At 59.1% G+C, this 14,885-nt stretch carries 17 protein-coding genes and 2 tRNA genes; 9 read left to right on the top strand and 10 right to left on the bottom strand.

What is annotated here, in order from left to right:
* Positions 1 to 33: 33 nt before the first annotated feature.
* On the bottom strand, positions 34 to 624 hold the full coding sequence (gene smrA, locus NAT21_RS07235) for a DNA endonuclease SmrA (RefSeq protein WP_250936733.1): 591 nt from the start codon (positions 622 to 624) through the stop codon (positions 34 to 36).
* Between the two features lie 49 nt (positions 625 to 673).
* A complete protein-coding gene (locus tag NAT21_RS07230; protein ID WP_250936731.1) occupies positions 674 to 1,999 on the bottom strand; it encodes a YihY family inner membrane protein in 1,326 nt (441 codons plus the stop codon).
* 63 nt (positions 2,000 to 2,062) lie between these two features.
* On the opposite strand from NAT21_RS07230, the gene wrbA reads away from it, so the two are divergent.
* The 3 genes from wrbA to pdxH are packed head-to-tail and all read left to right on the top strand — an operon-like array spanning position 2,063 to position 3,710.
* The gene (wrbA, locus tag NAT21_RS07225) at positions 2,063 to 2,680 is read left to right on the top strand and encodes an NAD(P)H:quinone oxidoreductase (protein WP_250936729.1); all 618 of its coding nucleotides are present in this window, start codon (positions 2,063 to 2,065) and stop codon (positions 2,678 to 2,680) included.
* Positions 2,677 to 3,066, top strand: a complete 390-nt coding sequence (locus NAT21_RS07220; protein WP_250936727.1) for a DUF2069 domain-containing protein — start codon at positions 2,677 to 2,679, stop codon at positions 3,064 to 3,066. The genes wrbA and NAT21_RS07220 overlap by 4 nt, the downstream gene beginning before the upstream one ends.
* Complete coding sequence (gene pdxH, locus NAT21_RS07215) at positions 3,063 to 3,710, top strand: pyridoxamine 5'-phosphate oxidase (protein ID WP_250936725.1); 648 nt, start codon at positions 3,063 to 3,065, stop codon at positions 3,708 to 3,710. The genes NAT21_RS07220 and pdxH overlap by 4 nt, the downstream gene beginning before the upstream one ends.
* 46 nt (positions 3,711 to 3,756) lie before the next feature.
* On the opposite strand, the gene NAT21_RS07210 is transcribed toward pdxH, so the two are convergent.
* Positions 3,757 to 6,552 carry a bifunctional acetate--CoA ligase family protein/GNAT family N-acetyltransferase gene (locus tag NAT21_RS07210; protein ID WP_250936723.1) on the bottom strand — a complete coding sequence of 932 codons (2,796 nt, stop codon included), beginning with the start codon at positions 6,550 to 6,552 and terminating at the stop codon, positions 3,757 to 3,759.
* Positions 6,553 to 6,609: 57 nt separating this feature from the next.
* On the opposite strand from NAT21_RS07210, the gene NAT21_RS07205 reads away from it, so the two are divergent.
* Positions 6,610 to 7,542, top strand: a complete 933-nt coding sequence (locus tag NAT21_RS07205; RefSeq protein WP_250936721.1) for a histone deacetylase family protein — start codon at positions 6,610 to 6,612, stop codon at positions 7,540 to 7,542.
* 97 nt (positions 7,543 to 7,639) lie between these two features.
* Here NAT21_RS07205 and NAT21_RS07200 read toward each other — a convergent pair whose 3' ends face one another.
* Positions 7,640 to 9,043 (bottom strand): APC family permease, encoded by a 1,404-nt coding sequence (locus NAT21_RS07200; protein ID WP_250936711.1) that lies wholly within the window; start codon positions 9,041 to 9,043, stop codon positions 7,640 to 7,642.
* A 266-nt stretch (positions 9,044 to 9,309) separates the two neighbouring features.
* On the opposite strand from NAT21_RS07200, the gene NAT21_RS07195 reads away from it, so the two are divergent.
* From NAT21_RS07195 to NAT21_RS07185, 3 genes are read left to right on the top strand one after another with little or no spacing between them, the layout of a single operon-like run.
* On the top strand, positions 9,310 to 9,633 hold the full coding sequence (locus NAT21_RS07195) for a DUF1244 domain-containing protein (protein WP_250936710.1): 324 nt from the start codon (positions 9,310 to 9,312) through the stop codon (positions 9,631 to 9,633).
* A complete protein-coding gene (gene moaB, locus NAT21_RS07190; RefSeq protein WP_250936708.1) occupies positions 9,630 to 10,148 on the top strand; it encodes a molybdenum cofactor biosynthesis protein B in 519 nt (172 codons plus the stop codon). Before NAT21_RS07195 ends, moaB begins: the two co-directional genes overlap by 4 nt.
* Positions 10,141 to 11,325, top strand: a complete 1,185-nt coding sequence (locus tag NAT21_RS07185; protein WP_250936706.1) for a molybdopterin molybdotransferase MoeA — start codon at positions 10,141 to 10,143, stop codon at positions 11,323 to 11,325. The genes moaB and NAT21_RS07185 overlap by 8 nt, the downstream gene beginning before the upstream one ends.
* 3 nt (positions 11,326 to 11,328) lie before the next feature.
* On the opposite strand, the gene NAT21_RS07180 is transcribed toward NAT21_RS07185, so the two are convergent.
* The 6 genes from NAT21_RS07180 to NAT21_RS07155 form a co-directional block, all read right to left on the bottom strand.
* A complete protein-coding gene (locus NAT21_RS07180) occupies positions 11,329 to 11,925 on the bottom strand; it encodes an acyl carrier protein phosphodiesterase (RefSeq protein WP_250936704.1) in 597 nt (198 codons plus the stop codon).
* 3 nt (positions 11,926 to 11,928) lie between these two features.
* Positions 11,929 to 12,282 (bottom strand): TusE/DsrC/DsvC family sulfur relay protein, encoded by a 354-nt coding sequence (locus NAT21_RS07175; RefSeq protein WP_250936702.1) that lies wholly within the window; start codon positions 12,280 to 12,282, stop codon positions 11,929 to 11,931.
* A 2-nt stretch (positions 12,283 to 12,284) separates the two neighbouring features.
* Entirely contained in the window at positions 12,285 to 12,569 is a 285-nt protein-coding gene (tusB, locus tag NAT21_RS07170) for a sulfurtransferase complex subunit TusB (RefSeq protein WP_250936700.1), read from the bottom strand.
* Between the two features lie 4 nt (positions 12,570 to 12,573).
* A complete protein-coding gene (tusC, locus tag NAT21_RS07165; RefSeq protein WP_250936698.1) occupies positions 12,574 to 12,924 on the bottom strand; it encodes a sulfurtransferase complex subunit TusC in 351 nt (116 codons plus the stop codon).
* Entirely contained in the window at positions 12,921 to 13,313 is a 393-nt protein-coding gene (gene tusD, locus NAT21_RS07160) for a sulfurtransferase complex subunit TusD (RefSeq protein WP_250936696.1), read from the bottom strand. The genes tusC and tusD overlap by 4 nt, the downstream gene beginning before the upstream one ends.
* Before the next feature lie 128 nt (positions 13,314 to 13,441).
* Positions 13,442 to 14,113: a Bax inhibitor-1/YccA family protein gene (locus tag NAT21_RS07155; protein WP_250936694.1), complete on the bottom strand. Its 672-nt coding sequence runs from the start codon at positions 14,111 to 14,113 to the stop codon at positions 13,442 to 13,444.
* 151 nt (positions 14,114 to 14,264) lie between these two features.
* Here NAT21_RS07155 and NAT21_RS07150 point away from each other — a divergent pair.
* Both NAT21_RS07150 and NAT21_RS07145 read left to right on the top strand, forming a co-directional pair.
* A tRNA-Ser gene (locus NAT21_RS07150) sits at positions 14,265 to 14,355 on the top strand.
* A 174-nt stretch (positions 14,356 to 14,529) separates the two neighbouring features.
* A tRNA-Ser gene (locus NAT21_RS07145) sits at positions 14,530 to 14,620 on the top strand.
* Positions 14,621 to 14,885 lie beyond the last annotated feature (265 nt).

The raw sequence follows: 14,885 nt of genomic DNA, 5'->3' as shown, positions 1-14,885 counted from the left end.
CCCCTGTCCGTCCCATCCCTGGCAACTGCTCGATCAGGGAGCGCGTCGACGCTGGTGCAGCTCCCGGTTGCGATGGCTCGCCCGAGGAGACTTGCGAAGCGCAACGGTCGTTGCCCCTACGCCGCCCTGATGTGTCTGGGCACTGGCAAAGGCCTGCACCTCTTCAAACTGCTGTAACCACTTCACCACATAGGAGCGAACGATATTGGCATGGCTCGCATCGTCACGCCCCCTGCCATGAATGATCAACAGCGTACGAAGCTCATGGTCAAAAGCCTCGCGAATAAAGGCAAAGACTTCACGGCGACACTCCTCAAGAGAACGGCGAGTGATATTGATACGGGCATCAACGTGATACCGGCCCTGACGCAACTTGTCGATCACGCCGGTCTGAATACCATCACGGCGATATTCCACGGGGTCATTGGCGGGAAGCAGCTCCACGAATTCATCGGACAGGAAATTGCTGGTCTGCTCGGCACGCTGCGCACTTTCACGGCGGGCCAGTTGTGCCTCGGTGGGAGGCCCAGGCGGCTTGATCGGCACCACCCTGTCCCGGGGTTTCAGGGGAATCACCCCGGCCATTTCCTTCGAAAACAGCACCTGATCGTCGTTATCATCCATCGTTGTCGCCCTCTAGCTGTGACATACATGGGTGCAAGGTACGTCACTACTATCGTAGGAGAAGGCGCTTGCGTCCAGTCCCGGGTGAGGTGATGTTGCGGTCGGCATCATGCTCGTGAAAATAAGAGTTCAACGGGTGGCGCGTTGCGGTTGACCGCTGCAGCGCCAGCGCCGCCAGCGCCTGCTGTACCGGCTGAAAGCGAGGGTCAGGGACGTTCTGTTCGTCCTTTCTAGTCCAGCCGATATGTTCAATCACCTCACTGAGTGGGAGCTCATCAAGAGAGCGTGCCAGCACCCACCCTCCCTGATTGCTTTGTACCACCCATCCCTGCTCGACCATCGACGCCATCAGCGTTCGGTAATGACCGCCGACCAGCCGGCGCACCTGCCCCAGTGACAGGTGTCCCCCTGATTTCCGCTGTTCATCGAGCCGCCACAACAGCCCCAGTGACTGCCAGAAGGGAGACCAGTGACGCCAGTCCGCCCGGGAAGATTCACCCAGCAGGGCCGTGATTTCAGCACCTGCCAGCACCAGTGACCAGCTCAGATACACCCACAGCAGAAATAGCGGTACGGCCGCAAACGCACCATAAATCACCTGATAGGACGTGAAGTGACCGACAAAGATCGAGAACCCGAACCGGGCAGCCTCGAAGGCAATCGCCATGAAAAGCGCTCCCAGAGCGGCATCACGCGCCCTGACACGAGTGCTGGGCACGGCCATGTACAAAAAGAAGAAGGCAGCCAGGCTCAACAGCGGTGGCACCCCCATCAGCAACAGATCCTGACCACCAAACAAGGACGCGGCTCGATTGAAAAACCGCAATGAGGCCAGATAGGACGACAGCGCAAAACCCGCGCCAATCAAGAAGGGTCCAAGGGTCAGTACCGCCCAATAGATCACGAAGCTGGCCAGCCCGCGCCGATGCGTCGTCACCTGCCAGATTTGATTAAATGCCTGCTCAATGGTGTACATCATCAAAAGGGAGGTCACGAACAGAAATCCCACCCCGAATGCCGTCAACTGTCGTGCCTGTGACGAAAACTCGGTCAACTTCTCGAGTACCACCTCTCCCGTGGCCGGTAGAAACTGCTGAAACACATAGGTTTGAAGCTGATCACCCACGCCCTGGAAACTGGGAACCGCAGAAAGCATCGCATACAGCACGGTCGTCAGCGGCACCACGGCAAACAGGGTGGTATATGTCAGCGACGCAGCAGTACGCAGGCCATCATGCGCCATGAAACGTCTGAACACGGTGACTACCGCTCGCCCTGTACGACGGGTTCTGACGCCTGGTGTCCAGTATTGTGACAGACGCGAATACCACACTAGAATGCACTCCCATTGATCATCAGGGTTCGAACCTGCCATGGTTGAGATACCTTATCACACCGACCGGCGCGCTCGACGCCATGCGCCCTTTCAGGAACCGACATGACAACACCTTATGTACTTGTTCTTTATTATTCCCGCCAGGGAGCGACCCGTGCGCTGGCAGACTGCATGGTGGCAGGCATCGAGTCCGTTGCCGGGGTAGATGCTCGCCTGCGCACGGTGCCGTCCGTATCCACGACCTGTGAAGCCACGGAAGCTGAAATCCCCCCCGAAGGGGCTGTCTACGCGACCCTGGAAGATGTCAGGCACTGCGCCGGGCTGGCACTGGGCAGCCCGACCCGCTTTGGCAACATGGCAGCACCGCTCAAGTACTTTCTCGACGGCACCAGCGAGCTGTGGATGACCGGTGCACTGGTCGACAAGCCGGCGGGCGTCTTTACCTCGACCGCCAGCCTGCATGGCGGGCAGGAAACGACCCTGACCAGCATGATGACCCCACTTCTTCACCATGGCATGGTACTGGTGGGTGTGCCCTACAGTGTAACGTCACTGTTCGATACTACCCGCGGGGGAACACCCTACGGCGCGACACACGTCAGTGGTGACAGTGACGAAGCCACGCTCGACACCCATGAAAAGGCCATCGCTCACGCGCAGGGGGTCAGACTGGCCCGCCTGGCGCTGGCGCTGCATACAGGCCGCACGGAGGCGTCATGACACCCGAAGCTCAACCCGCAAAGCGCCCGATGCCGGTCATCGTGTCCTACACCGTCCTCATGGTGATCGCCATCGCCAATGGCCTTTGGCTGATGGCACTACACAACGTCGAGCCGCTGCCGGTGGTTATCCGACTGGCCCCCCTGGCACTTCTTGCCACCGTTTTCTGGCTACCCCGCACCCGCGGGTTTGTATGGCTGGCCTTTGTCGGCCTAATCTATGCAATACAGAGTATCCTGATGATCAAGGCGCCGGGACAGTGGCCCTGGTCCGTCGCCGAAACCCTGGCCGCCAGTGCATTGCTGATTACCGCGCTGAAACAGGCCAGACGGCTCAGGCATGCTGAACGACACGCCGAGACGACAGGCAAAAGGACAACAAAATGACTCAGGACATTGCCAACCTGCGACGAGACTATGACGGCGACACGCTGGATACAGCCAATACGCCCGCGTCTCCGTTCCCGCTGTTTTCCGAATGGCTTCGTGCCGCCGTCGACAGTGACAACCTTGATGCCAACGTCATGACCCTAGCGACTGCCGACGGCAGCGGACGGCCTCATGCGCGGATTGTGCTGCTCAAGGGGTTTGATGAAAGCGGCTTTGTATTTTATACCAGTTACCAGAGTCACAAGGGAGGAGAACTCTCCAGTAACCCCCTGGCATCACTGGTATTCTGGTGGCCTACCCTCCAGCGTCAGGTACGCATCGAGGGCAGCGTGGAACAGGTCGAAAGGGAGCGCTCCGAGGCGTACTTTCACAGCCGCCCACGCGAAAGCCAGCTTGGCGCATGGGTCTCCCAGCAAAGCGTGGAAATCCCGGATCGCCAGTGGCTTGATGACCGCCAGCATCGCTTTGAAAGCGCCTATGCCGACAGTGAGGTGGAGCGTCCCGCCCACTGGGGCGGCTATCGGGTCAAGCCGGACATGATCGAATTCTGGCAGGGTCGGCCGAGCCGGCTTCATGATCGAGTACGTTACCGCCGCCATGGCAGTGACGACGAATGGAGCAAGGTACTGCTCGCGCCCTGACCCCACGACCGGCGGCCGGCTATCCCACCCACGGGCTGGCCGCCGGTCATTTGCCCAGACGCTGACGCTGCCAGGCCGTTGAAGGTTCGTTGAGCATCAGGCGGGCATTGATCACCCCCTCATCCATATCCAGCGACGTGGTAAATCCGACGCTGATCACCAGCGCGCGCATGGCCCGGTTTTCCGGCGCAATCTTGCCATACATCTCAAGCGTGCCCACGTGCCGGCTATAGCGAATCAACTGCTCCATCAACAGGCGCCCCGCGCCCTGTCCATGCATGTCATCGCGCACAATGATGGCAAACTCGGTACGCACATTGTCCGGATCATTCCAGACCCGAGCGACGCCCAGCATGTCGGTGTCTGCGTCATTCACCAGCAGAAAGGCCATCTGACGATCATAATCAAGCTGCGTCAACCGTGACAAATCGACCTGAGAGAGCTGAGGCTTGTCGCGGAAATAGCGAAAGCGAATGCTTTCACGAGAAAGCCGAGTATGAAATTCAGTTACAAGCGCTGCATCTTCTTCCCGTACCGGACGCAACCGGGCCTGCTGCCCCTTGCCAAGGGTGACGTTTCGCTGCCACTCCTCCGGATAGGGCATGATGGCAAAGGGCGTGGGTGGACCGATCGACAGCCGATAGCTGTCGGCACGAAGCTCTCCGGCGGTCGTAACCTCCAGCGGATTGATATCCAGTACCGCAAGATGTGGCAGATCCGTTGCCATGTGCGACAGGGTAACCAGCAGCCGTGACAACTGATCCTGCAGGTTATCGGGCGCCTCGGACTGGTGTGCAAGGATGGACCAGACACTGCTTTGCTCGATCAAGGCAGCCGCCAGCGCATTATTGAGAGGCGGCAGTGCCACCTGACGATCAGCGGTTTCATCCAGGTGGTGGCCTGCCCGGCCAAAGAATACCACTGGGCCAAACGTGGCATCTCGCGTAATGCCACAGCTGATGCTCATCGCTGGCACGTCGTCGCGCCGGGGCTGAATGCAGGCGCTGAACGGAATCAGATTCCTGTCTTGACACCAGGCCCGCTGCCGCGCCCCTTCATCGGCCAGCGCGCTCGGCGTGGCTATCGAGGTGTTTCCCCCGGCATCGATCACATCATCGTTGAAGGGCTGGCAGTTTGCCGGATGTATCAACCGCAATCGCCAGGGGGGTGAAAAAGGCGGCAGCGATATCGTTTCAGCATTCAGGTAATCATAATGAGCCGGGGTAATGGCCATGCCATACCCTTCCAGCACCTGGCCACATTCCTCATGGGTCAACGCCGAGCGCCGGCGATCAAAGGCCTGCTGAATCAGGTGCCGCGCCTGATCACGTCGTGCCGGTGTACCGGGGAGCTGAACGGCAGGGGGTGTCTGGCGAAGCAAATGCTGTACCTGGCGATAGCGGGCCATCAACATCAGTCCATCGATGGCCTTCTCGGGCGAACGGTAGTGCGCCACCCCGGCCCGCTGACACAACTGCCGCGCTTCGCGGGCATCCTGAAGCCCCATCCAGCAACTCATCCAGGCACTGCGCATGTCCGGCCTCAATGCCAGCAGGCGCTCTGCCACCTCCCGGGATGGCGCCATGCGTGTGGGCACATGAATGGTCAGTACCACATCCACGCCGGGATCATCAGCCACCAGCCTGACGGCCCGCTCGAACCGCTCCGGCGTAGCCAGGCTGCCGACATCCACTGGATTATGACCACTCACACTCACGTCCAGCCCCTCGTCGGACAGTGCCTGTCTGCAGGCAGAAGACAGCTCGGCCAGAACGCCACCCTGACGCGCCAGCTCATCCATGGCCAGCAGCGCAAGTCCCAGCCCGTTGGAAACCAGCACCACCCGCTCGCCGGCCAGTGCAGGCAGGCGGGTCAGTGTATCCAGCGCATCCATCAGGCCATCGGAGTGTGCCACGCGCAGCACCCCGGCGCGGGACAGGGCGGCATCAAAGACCTGATCACGCCGTGACAGCCCGGGAGCAAGGGGACGACCGGACAGATCCGTTGAAGCACATCGACCACTTTTGATTGCAACCACCACGTGGTGGCGCGCCGCCTCCCGCAGGGTCGTCATGAAATGCATGGCGTTGGTGATCTGTTCGATATGAAGCACCAGTGCCCGGTAGCCGCCGGTCTGGTTGAAATGATCCAGCACATCGGCAAGCGTCACATCCACACTATCTCCCAGTGCCACCAGGTTGGAAAACCCGATCCCGCGCGCAGCAGCCCAGTCCATCAGGGCATGCCCCACCATGCCCGACTGCCCAAGATATGCCAGCCGCCCCCGAGCCACCGGTACACTGGCACAGGAGGCGTTAAGGTAATGGCGCGTCGAAACAACCCCCATGCACTCGGGCCCCATGACCCGCACGCCCTTTCGGCGCACGATGTCATGAAGCCGCGAGCGAGTGGAGGCCGGGTCATCCAGCCGGCTTTCACTCCACCGGGCACCGCCGGTCAGAATGATGGCCGCCGATACGCCTCGAGCGGCCAGCAGTTCAAGCTGGTCCGGCACGTCATCCACCGGCAGACAAAAGATGACCAGTTCCGCCAACGGAGTAACGGCTTCCAGCAGGTTGACCCACTGAACACCCTCCAGCACATCACCGGCCTGACTATCCGGTGCTACTGCCCAGATTTTTCCGCGAAACCCGCCCTCACGCAGATTGAACAATACTGCCTGCGTCAACGCGTCTTCACGGCCTGGCGCCACCACCATGATGGCGCGGGGCCGGAAGAAATGTTCAACGAATTGAACCCCCATTCCCTTATCCAGCATCATGACCTCATCAGGCACTGCTACACTCGACGACCACGACCCCGGACGATGCACGGAGGTCATTCGAACGCCTTGAGCTTCCACGATAGCGCAGCACATCCACCCTGCACAGGAAAGGCCATGATCACCTCGTTCATTCTGCCGGGGCAATGTCGGCGACACATGATTGCCCCGTGGCACCCGGATCATCCTCGCCGTCTGGACGCCATTGAGCGCCAGCTGGCGTTATCCGGTGTCGCTCGGCAGCTCCAGCACTTTGATGCCCTCCCCGTTGCCCCCGATATGCTGCGCCTTGCGCACACCTCGGACTATCTTGCCTTGCTGGCCGATGCTGCAGACAGCGACACCCCGGTGGCTCTGGATGAGGAAACCCTGGTCAATGCAGATAACTGGGACGCGGCTCGCTGCGCTGCCGGTGGCGTGATAAAGGGCGTCAATCAGCTTTTTCGCAATCAGGCGGACAACGTATTCTGTGCCGTACGCCCCCCCGGCCATCACGCCGAGAAGGCGCAGGGCATGGGATTTTGCCTGATCAACAATGTAGCGCTGGCAGCCTGTTATGCGCGCCGGCATTACGATATCCAGCGCATCGCAATCATTGATATCGATGCCCACCAGTGCAATGGCACACTGGATATCCTGGCCCACAACCATGACATACTGATTTGCACCATGTACCAGCAGGGGCTGTATCCCTGGTCATCCGCCAATGAAAACGCTCCGAACGTAGAGAGCCTGCCGCTGCCGGCCGGCAGTACAGGCCAGCAGGCAAGAGATCGCTGCCTTCACCAGTGGATGCCTCGCATTGATGCGCATCGGCCGGAACTGATTCTCATCAGTGCCGGCTTTGATGCCCACCGTGATGACCCCATGACAGAACTGGCCTTTGACAGCGGTGACTACTTTGACCTGACCCGGGACATACTGGCCATGGCCGAACGCCATGCCAACGGCCGGGTACTGTCAGTACTGGAGGGTGGCTACCACCTGGAAAGTCTGGCCCCGTCGGTGAATGCCCATCTGAGCGCCATGATCGGGCTGGAGCGCCCATAACCGTCCTTCGTGTCCCGAGAGCGATCAACGAGACGGGATCAATTTTCCATTAAAAAACGCGCCCGGGGGCGCGTTTTTTCCTTCAGGCAGGATCCGCTCAGTGATACTCGCGAGTCATGACCCGTTCAGCATAGCCCTTGCCGTAGGTCTTCAGCGCCCAGACATACATCGCCAGCCCCGCCAGCATCCAGAGCCCGAACACCAGCCATTCGGTGCCGGTCAGTGCCGAGGGGCTGAACGGTAGATAAAGGCCGGTCATGCCGATCGATAAGAGCACGGCCAGAACGCCTACCAGCTTGCCCTGACGAACAAAAAACGGCCGAGGCATGTCCGGCTCCCGCACCCGCAACACCAGAAACGACAGCGCTACGAACAGGTAGGCAATCACGATCCCCAGGCCTCCGGCATCGACAAGCCAGACCATGGCAGGACGGCCCAGCAATGGCGCCAGACTAGACAGCACTCCGATCAGAATGATCGCATTGGTCGGCGTTCGGTATTTGGGATGAAGCTTCGCCAGCGGCGCCGGCAGCATACCGGCATGCGCCAGAGCATAAATGGCCCGTGACCCACCGATATAAAACGCGTTCCAGCTGGTGATGATGCCTGCCACGCCGGCCAGAATCATCAGCTTCGAAGCCCAGGGTGCCTGAAAGACCTGCTCCATGGCCGCAGGCACCGCCAGCACGCCGCCACCCAGGGAAGAAGCCGGCATCATCAACGAGGTGCCAAACACAATCAGCGCATACCACACGACGGCCAGAATGACCGACAGGGTCAACACACGGCCGATGTCACGAAACGGAAGATTGATTTCCTCCGCCGCCTGGGGAATGACGTCAAACCCGACAAACAGGAACGGCACCATGATCAGGACCGACATGATGCCACCGGAGCCACCGGTAAAAAGGGGCTGAAGTGTAGTGGTCTCACCGGTAAACAGGGCGCCGGTAATGAACAGGACCCCCACCGCCAGAATCAGCAGCGTTACCAGCCGCTGAATCAGCGCTGCCATGGTAACGCCGAAATAATTGATGGCCATCATGATCAGCGAACCGACCACGCCAACCAGCACCCAAGTCAGTTTCACGTCCCAGCCGGACAGGGTCCACAGATGACCGACGGAATAACCTGGAAACAGGCTTTCAACCACGGTAGGCAGCGCCACGGCTTCAAACGCCACCACGCTGATATAGCCCAGCACGATACTCCAGGTACAGATAAAGGAGGCAAAGTGCCCCAGCGCCCGATAACTGTACACATGCTCCCCACCCACCTTCGGCATGGCGGCAGCAAGCTCGGCATAAGTCAAACCGACCAGCACGACGGCAGCACCACCGATCAGAAAGGCTACGATGGCCCCCATGCTTCCGGCATTGACGATAAAATTACCGGTCAGCACGATCCATCCCCAGCCGATCATGGCACCGAAAGCCAGTGCCAATACGTCCTTTCGGGCCAGCACGCGCACCAGGTCACTTGATTCATTGGATGACGACATGGCAACTCCATTATTGTGTAGTTGTAGATATGTTGTTGTGTGGTGCGTCCAGGCAGTGCCTTCCGGAAGGAGAAGCACAGCCACGTGCAACATAATAGCCACACCTGCCAATAATCAAGCCTTTAAGAGCTTCGCACGGCCTTTTCAGGCTTATTTTGTATAAAAAATTGCACACCGCAGACTCTCTAAGGAATGAGGCGGTTGAGTCACCCACCAGCCACGCTACACTGGGCCTGATATTCCTATCGACGAAAAGGATTCTTCTGATGATCAATTCCCTGCCTGATGACACTCGCCAGGCCATGGAGGCCGATGCCTTTCGGCAGCTATTGGCCCACCTGGATGCCAACAAGGACGTTCAGAATATCGACCTGATGATTCTGGCCGACTTCTGCCGCAACTGCCTGTCAAAGTGGCTGGTTGCTGCCGGGGAGCGCCAGGGGGTTTCCATCGATTACGACACCGCTCGAGAATACGTCTATGGCATGCCCTATTCGCAATGGAAATCACTGTACCAGGCCGATGCCACTCCCGAACAATTGAATGCCCTCGACGCACGTCAGCAACAAAGGAGCCGGACCGACTCATGAAAGACTTCATGCCCCTGAACGTGGCCATATTGACGGTCTCGGATACCCGCACCACCGAAAATGACGGGTCGGGCGATTATCTTGAAGCCGCGCTGACCAATGCCGGCCACCGCTGTGCCGAGCGGCGTATCGTTGCTGACGATGTCTACCGCATTCGGGCCGACGTATCCTGCTGGATTGCCGATCCGGCCATCAACGTGATCATTACCACCGGTGGCACCGGGTTCACCGGTCGAGACACTACTCCGGATGCGCTGGAGCCATTGTTTGATCAACCCATCCCGGGCTTTGGCGAGCTGTTTCGTCAGCTGTCTCGCAAGGAAGTGGGCAGTTCGACCCTGCAAAGCCGCTGCGTGGCAGGATTTGTCAATCACACGCTGATATTTGCGCTGCCAGGCTCGACAAATGCCTGCCGCACCGGGTGGGAGCAGATTCTGATCGAACAGCTCGACAGTCGTCATCAGCCCTGCAACTTTGCCAACCTGGTCAACGGCGGAAGCGGCCATCATGGCTGAATTGCACAGTGTCGATGAGGCCCTGAACGCTACGCTGTCTCTGGCCCGGCGTATGCCAAACGAGCAATGCCTGCTGCACAGGGCCACCGGGCGTGTACTGGCCTGCGATATTCACGCCACCATCGACATGCCACCGTTCGACAACAGCGCCATGGACGGCTACGCCCTGAGAGCGCGAGATGGTGGTCAGGCCCTGACCGTCAGCCAGCGCATTCCGGCCGGCCATGCACCGTCTCCACTTGAAGCAGGCACCTGTGCCCGCATTTTTACCGGTGCACGTCTGCCCGAAGGCGCAGATACCGTCATCATGCAGGAGCAGGTCGAAATAACAAACGAGGGCCAGGCGGTATTTGCCGCCGACCTGCCCGTCAGCAACAATATCCGTCAACAGGGCGGAGAACTTCGTCGGGGTAACCGGTTGCTGGCAGCGGGTGCCTGCATCACCCCTGCCGCGCTCGGCCTTCTGGCCAGTCAGGGGCTGGGGGAAATTACCGTAGTGCAACGGCCGCGTATCGCCCTGTTGACCAGCGGTGATGAAGTCATCCTGCCGGGCAGAGCACTTGCCGAAGGGCAAATCTACAACAGCAACCGCTATCAGCTTGCGGCACTGATCGAGCAGTTCGGTGGGGAGCTGGTAGCCATCGACCACCTGCCGGATCAGTACGATGCGAGCCGACAGGCGCTCGAGCAATACGCTCGTCAGGCGGATATCATCGTGACCGCCGGAGGCGTATCGGTCGGTGAAGAGGATCATGTGCGCCATGCGATCGAGGCCGTGGGTCAGGTAGCCATGTGGCGGCTGGCCATGAAACCTGGCAAGCCACTGACCCTGGGTCATATCGGCAATACTGCCGTGATCGGCCTGGCAGGTAATCCGGTGTCAGGATTTGTCAGCAGCTACCTGTTCCTGCGGCCGCTCATCGGCAGCATGCTGGGGTGTCCGGCCATGTCGCAGTTGCGCAAGAGAACGGTCAGCGCCGGCTTCGAGACCCGCACGAATGCTCGATGCCACTATCTGCGGGTTGTCATCGACGAGCATGGCAAGGCACATCTAACCGGTGCTCAGGACTCTTCCATGCTGAGCTCCTGTGTCGATGCAACCGCACTGGCCGTGATCGACCCACACCGGCATATACAGCCCGGAGATGACATTACCTGCCTCGAACTGCCCGGCTGACCATCAGCCACCCTTCACGGCAGTGGCCCGGCGCAACAGGTCGGGCCACAGCTCATGATAGGTTGCTTCAAGCAGTGCCTGCTCCCTTATCAGCCAGGGCGTCAGCTGTTGAAGCCGATTCTCTCCGCGAAGCCGCAATCCAATGCGTCCGATGGCATGACATGTCGTGGTGTAGCGGGCATAGGATTCCAGCCAGCGCTCACGAACAAGGGCTTCGAACATTGGCTTCATGGCAGGCGGGATCAGCGCTTCATGCTCGGTCAGAGTGTCATAGACTCGATCCATCAGGGCAGGCTGCAGTTCTGGCACCTGAAGGGAAGGATCCAGCATGTCGCGAGCCAGAAAGTGATCCCAGATCATGTCAAGACCGATACCGGCCACCCGGCGGGTGGCGGGTGGTACCCGGGGCTTGAGTGCCATCACGGCCGGATGGTGATCAATCCACGCATCAATTTCGCGATGGCATCGCATCCCGTCAATGACGTCTGACGGCCAGCCTGAGGTCGGCAGCGCTCCCTTCACCCCATCAGCAATCAGATTGCCCAGCAGGAAGGCATCACTGCCATGCTGCGCGACTACGGCGTGTCCCAGAAAATTCATGAGTCAGAGACAGTTATCGGGCTTGGGCAGCCCGGCAAGCCGCGCCGCCACGCGAGCTGGGCTGTCAGGAAACAGCCGCATCAGATAAATGGAACGTCCCTTCTCGGCTCCAAGTGCCAGCGCCGTGGCCTTGACCAGTGGCCGCATCGCCGGTGACAGCTCATAAGTGGCGTAGAAATCACGAATGACGTTCAGTACCTCCCAGTGCGCCGACGTCAGTTCACGGCCTTCCCGTGCAGCCATGGCCTCGGCCACGGAACGGGACCACTGGGTTCGATCCACCAGACATCCCTCACTGTCCAGCGCGACACTCACGCCCTGAACATCGATAAACGTTGCTGCGTTGGCATGTGTCATGACTAGAACCAGCTGATGGTGGATGTGGCCTCGGCGGTCAGGCGAATGAACCCGTCAACGTCCACCAGATGAACATCATCGGGCATACGACCCGCCACCCCACGGGAAACGGCATCTTCACGCAAGGCATGCCAGCGTACGGTCTCGATGCGTGAATAATCAGGCGCCATGCCGGTGAAGACCCCATCCTCGATCAGGATGACGGTGTCACCGGGCAACAGCGCCGAAGCCATGTCATCAGGAACACGGGAACCAAAGGCGCTGCGATTGAGAATATGCAGAATCATGAGCCTAGAACGTCAAAATGGAATGATAATGGGCCAGACAGTCACGAGGTTCGACCACGTCACCATCAATGGCCAGCGCGTCAGCCTTCAGCCCTCGAGCTTCAAGCGCCGGACGACTCACCAGCACCGTGTCGATATCGTACATCGGGAACGCCTTGAGCATGGGCAACGTGCCCTTTTGCCCCAGTGCACCGGCCTCCTGGCCTTGCAGCAGGCAAAAGATGCCATCGCCGTCGAACAGCACATCCACCGGCACGCCCAGCGCACCGCCAACCAGTACCACCTCGATACCCTCTCGCGCCCAGCTGCTACCGTGGGGGGGATGACGAACAATGATCAGTGTTTTTCGTGTCATGGTGCAAAGGTTACCGTGCGATCACTGTGTTGCGAAGCGACAAGCAACTGCCCCACGCCTGTCAATTCAAAGGGCGCTTCCAGCGCATGTGCCTCATGGCCATGGCGCGTCGCCTCCGAGGCGTCATGGATGCCACGCTTGACTGCCGCCGCCACACAGACCAGCAATTCACACTGCTGATCGGCATGCAGTGCTCGCCAGCGCGTCAGAAGATGAGGTTCATCCTGAGGCGGCTGCATCAGCGACGAGCCATTGTGAACACCATCATGGTAGAAAAAAACCGTCGTCACACGATGCCCCTGCGCGGGCAACGCCTCGGCAAGGCGCAACGCCGAATGCGACGCCTGAGTGCTGTAGGGCGCCCCGTAAACCACCAGCGTATAGTTCAAGGTAACCTCACTGCCATGGGGCGAAAGAAGCCTGAGCCCCTGACGCTACCCGGTCAAAAAGTCTCTGTCCAAAAACAACAAGACCCCATCAAAGGGGCCTTGTTGCGCAGAATGATCAAACCGCATCATCAGTCGTCGCCGGACACCACGCCCAGAATCGACAACAGGCTGACAAACAGGTTGTAGATCGACAAGTATAAACCGAGGGTCGCCAGAATGTAATTACGCTCCCCCCCGTGGATGATCTGACTGGTTTCAAACAGGATCATCGCACTCGAGAACAGCACAAAGCCTGCCGAAACCGCCAGCGCCAGACCGGAAATATTGAAGATCATGGCCACCAGCATGGCCACCACCAAAACGATTGCTCCCGCCATCAGGAAGTTGGAAAGAAAGCTGAAATCCTTTTTGGTGATCAGAACCACCGCTGACAGTCCGATGAAGGTCGTGGCCGTCATCCCCAGCGCCGTCATGATCAACTGCGCGCCATTCGACAGGGTCAGATAACTTGTCAGAATGGGGCCCAGGGTAAAGCCCATGAAGCCTGTAAAGGCAAAGATGGCCAGCAGCCCTGCCGAGGAATTCTTGAGCTTGTGAACCAGAAACATCAGGCCGTAGGCCCCGATGAAAAATACAAAGATGTTCAAATGAGCCACGCCCATCGACATGGCAACGCCTGCAGTAACTGCCGAAAAGGCCAGAGTCAGCGCCAGCAGCATGTAAGTATTGCGAAGCACCTTGTAAGCCGGACTGACCTCCTGCCGGGCTTCAGACTGCGCAACATGGTAACGCTCGTTCATGGTAATGCTCCCATAGTACCGGTTTCTACCATCCAGCATGCTACGAGGCTGCACCCGGCGCAAGCCACCATTCAACACCGGTTAAGTCCATGATCGTTAAAAAGATACTTGACGCGTGCAGACAAGCTGGTAGCATGCATCGCCGTGAGACGGAGGGATGGCAGAGCGGTTGAATGCACCGGTCTTGAAAACCGGCAAGGGTTTATAGCCCTTCCAGGGTTCGAATCCCTGTCCCTCCGCCACCTCGAACACCAATGCCCCGAATCGATCCTATCGACTCGGGGCATTTTCGTTTCGGCCTCGCTCTTTTTTTAATGGCATATGAAATACCCCTCTGAATCACTACTCATGAAGCAACCGTGGCGTTTTAAAATTGCGTACAGCAATATAGCGTGTTAGTGTACGCACCCGTATTCGGAGGGATGGCAGAGCGGTTGAATGCACCGGTCTTGAAAACCGGCAAGGGTTTATAGCCCTTCCAGGGTTCGAATCCCTGTCCCTCCGCCAGTTTATATAAAAAAGGCCCTGATGATTCAGGGCCTTTTTTATGCCTGCGCACTCCCTGCCCCGCCTGCAGCAACCAGTTTGACACGCACCTTATCCGTGCACGACCTGCCTATATCGGCCACGCCGTGGTGCACTGGAACATCGGGCATTCAAAAGGTCGCAGCTGACAACGTCGACGACGCTTTGGTGTGTCCCGTCGTGAAGGGCTTGATGACAGACTGAGGTCGTGAGCATCTTGCGTATGCTTATCACCTGCCCAGGAAAG

The organism is Larsenimonas rhizosphaerae (genome assembly GCF_023700005.1).
GTDB lineage: Bacteria > Pseudomonadota > Gammaproteobacteria > Pseudomonadales > Halomonadaceae > Larsenimonas > Larsenimonas rhizosphaerae.
This window is presented reverse-complemented; position numbering and strand designations above follow the sequence as displayed.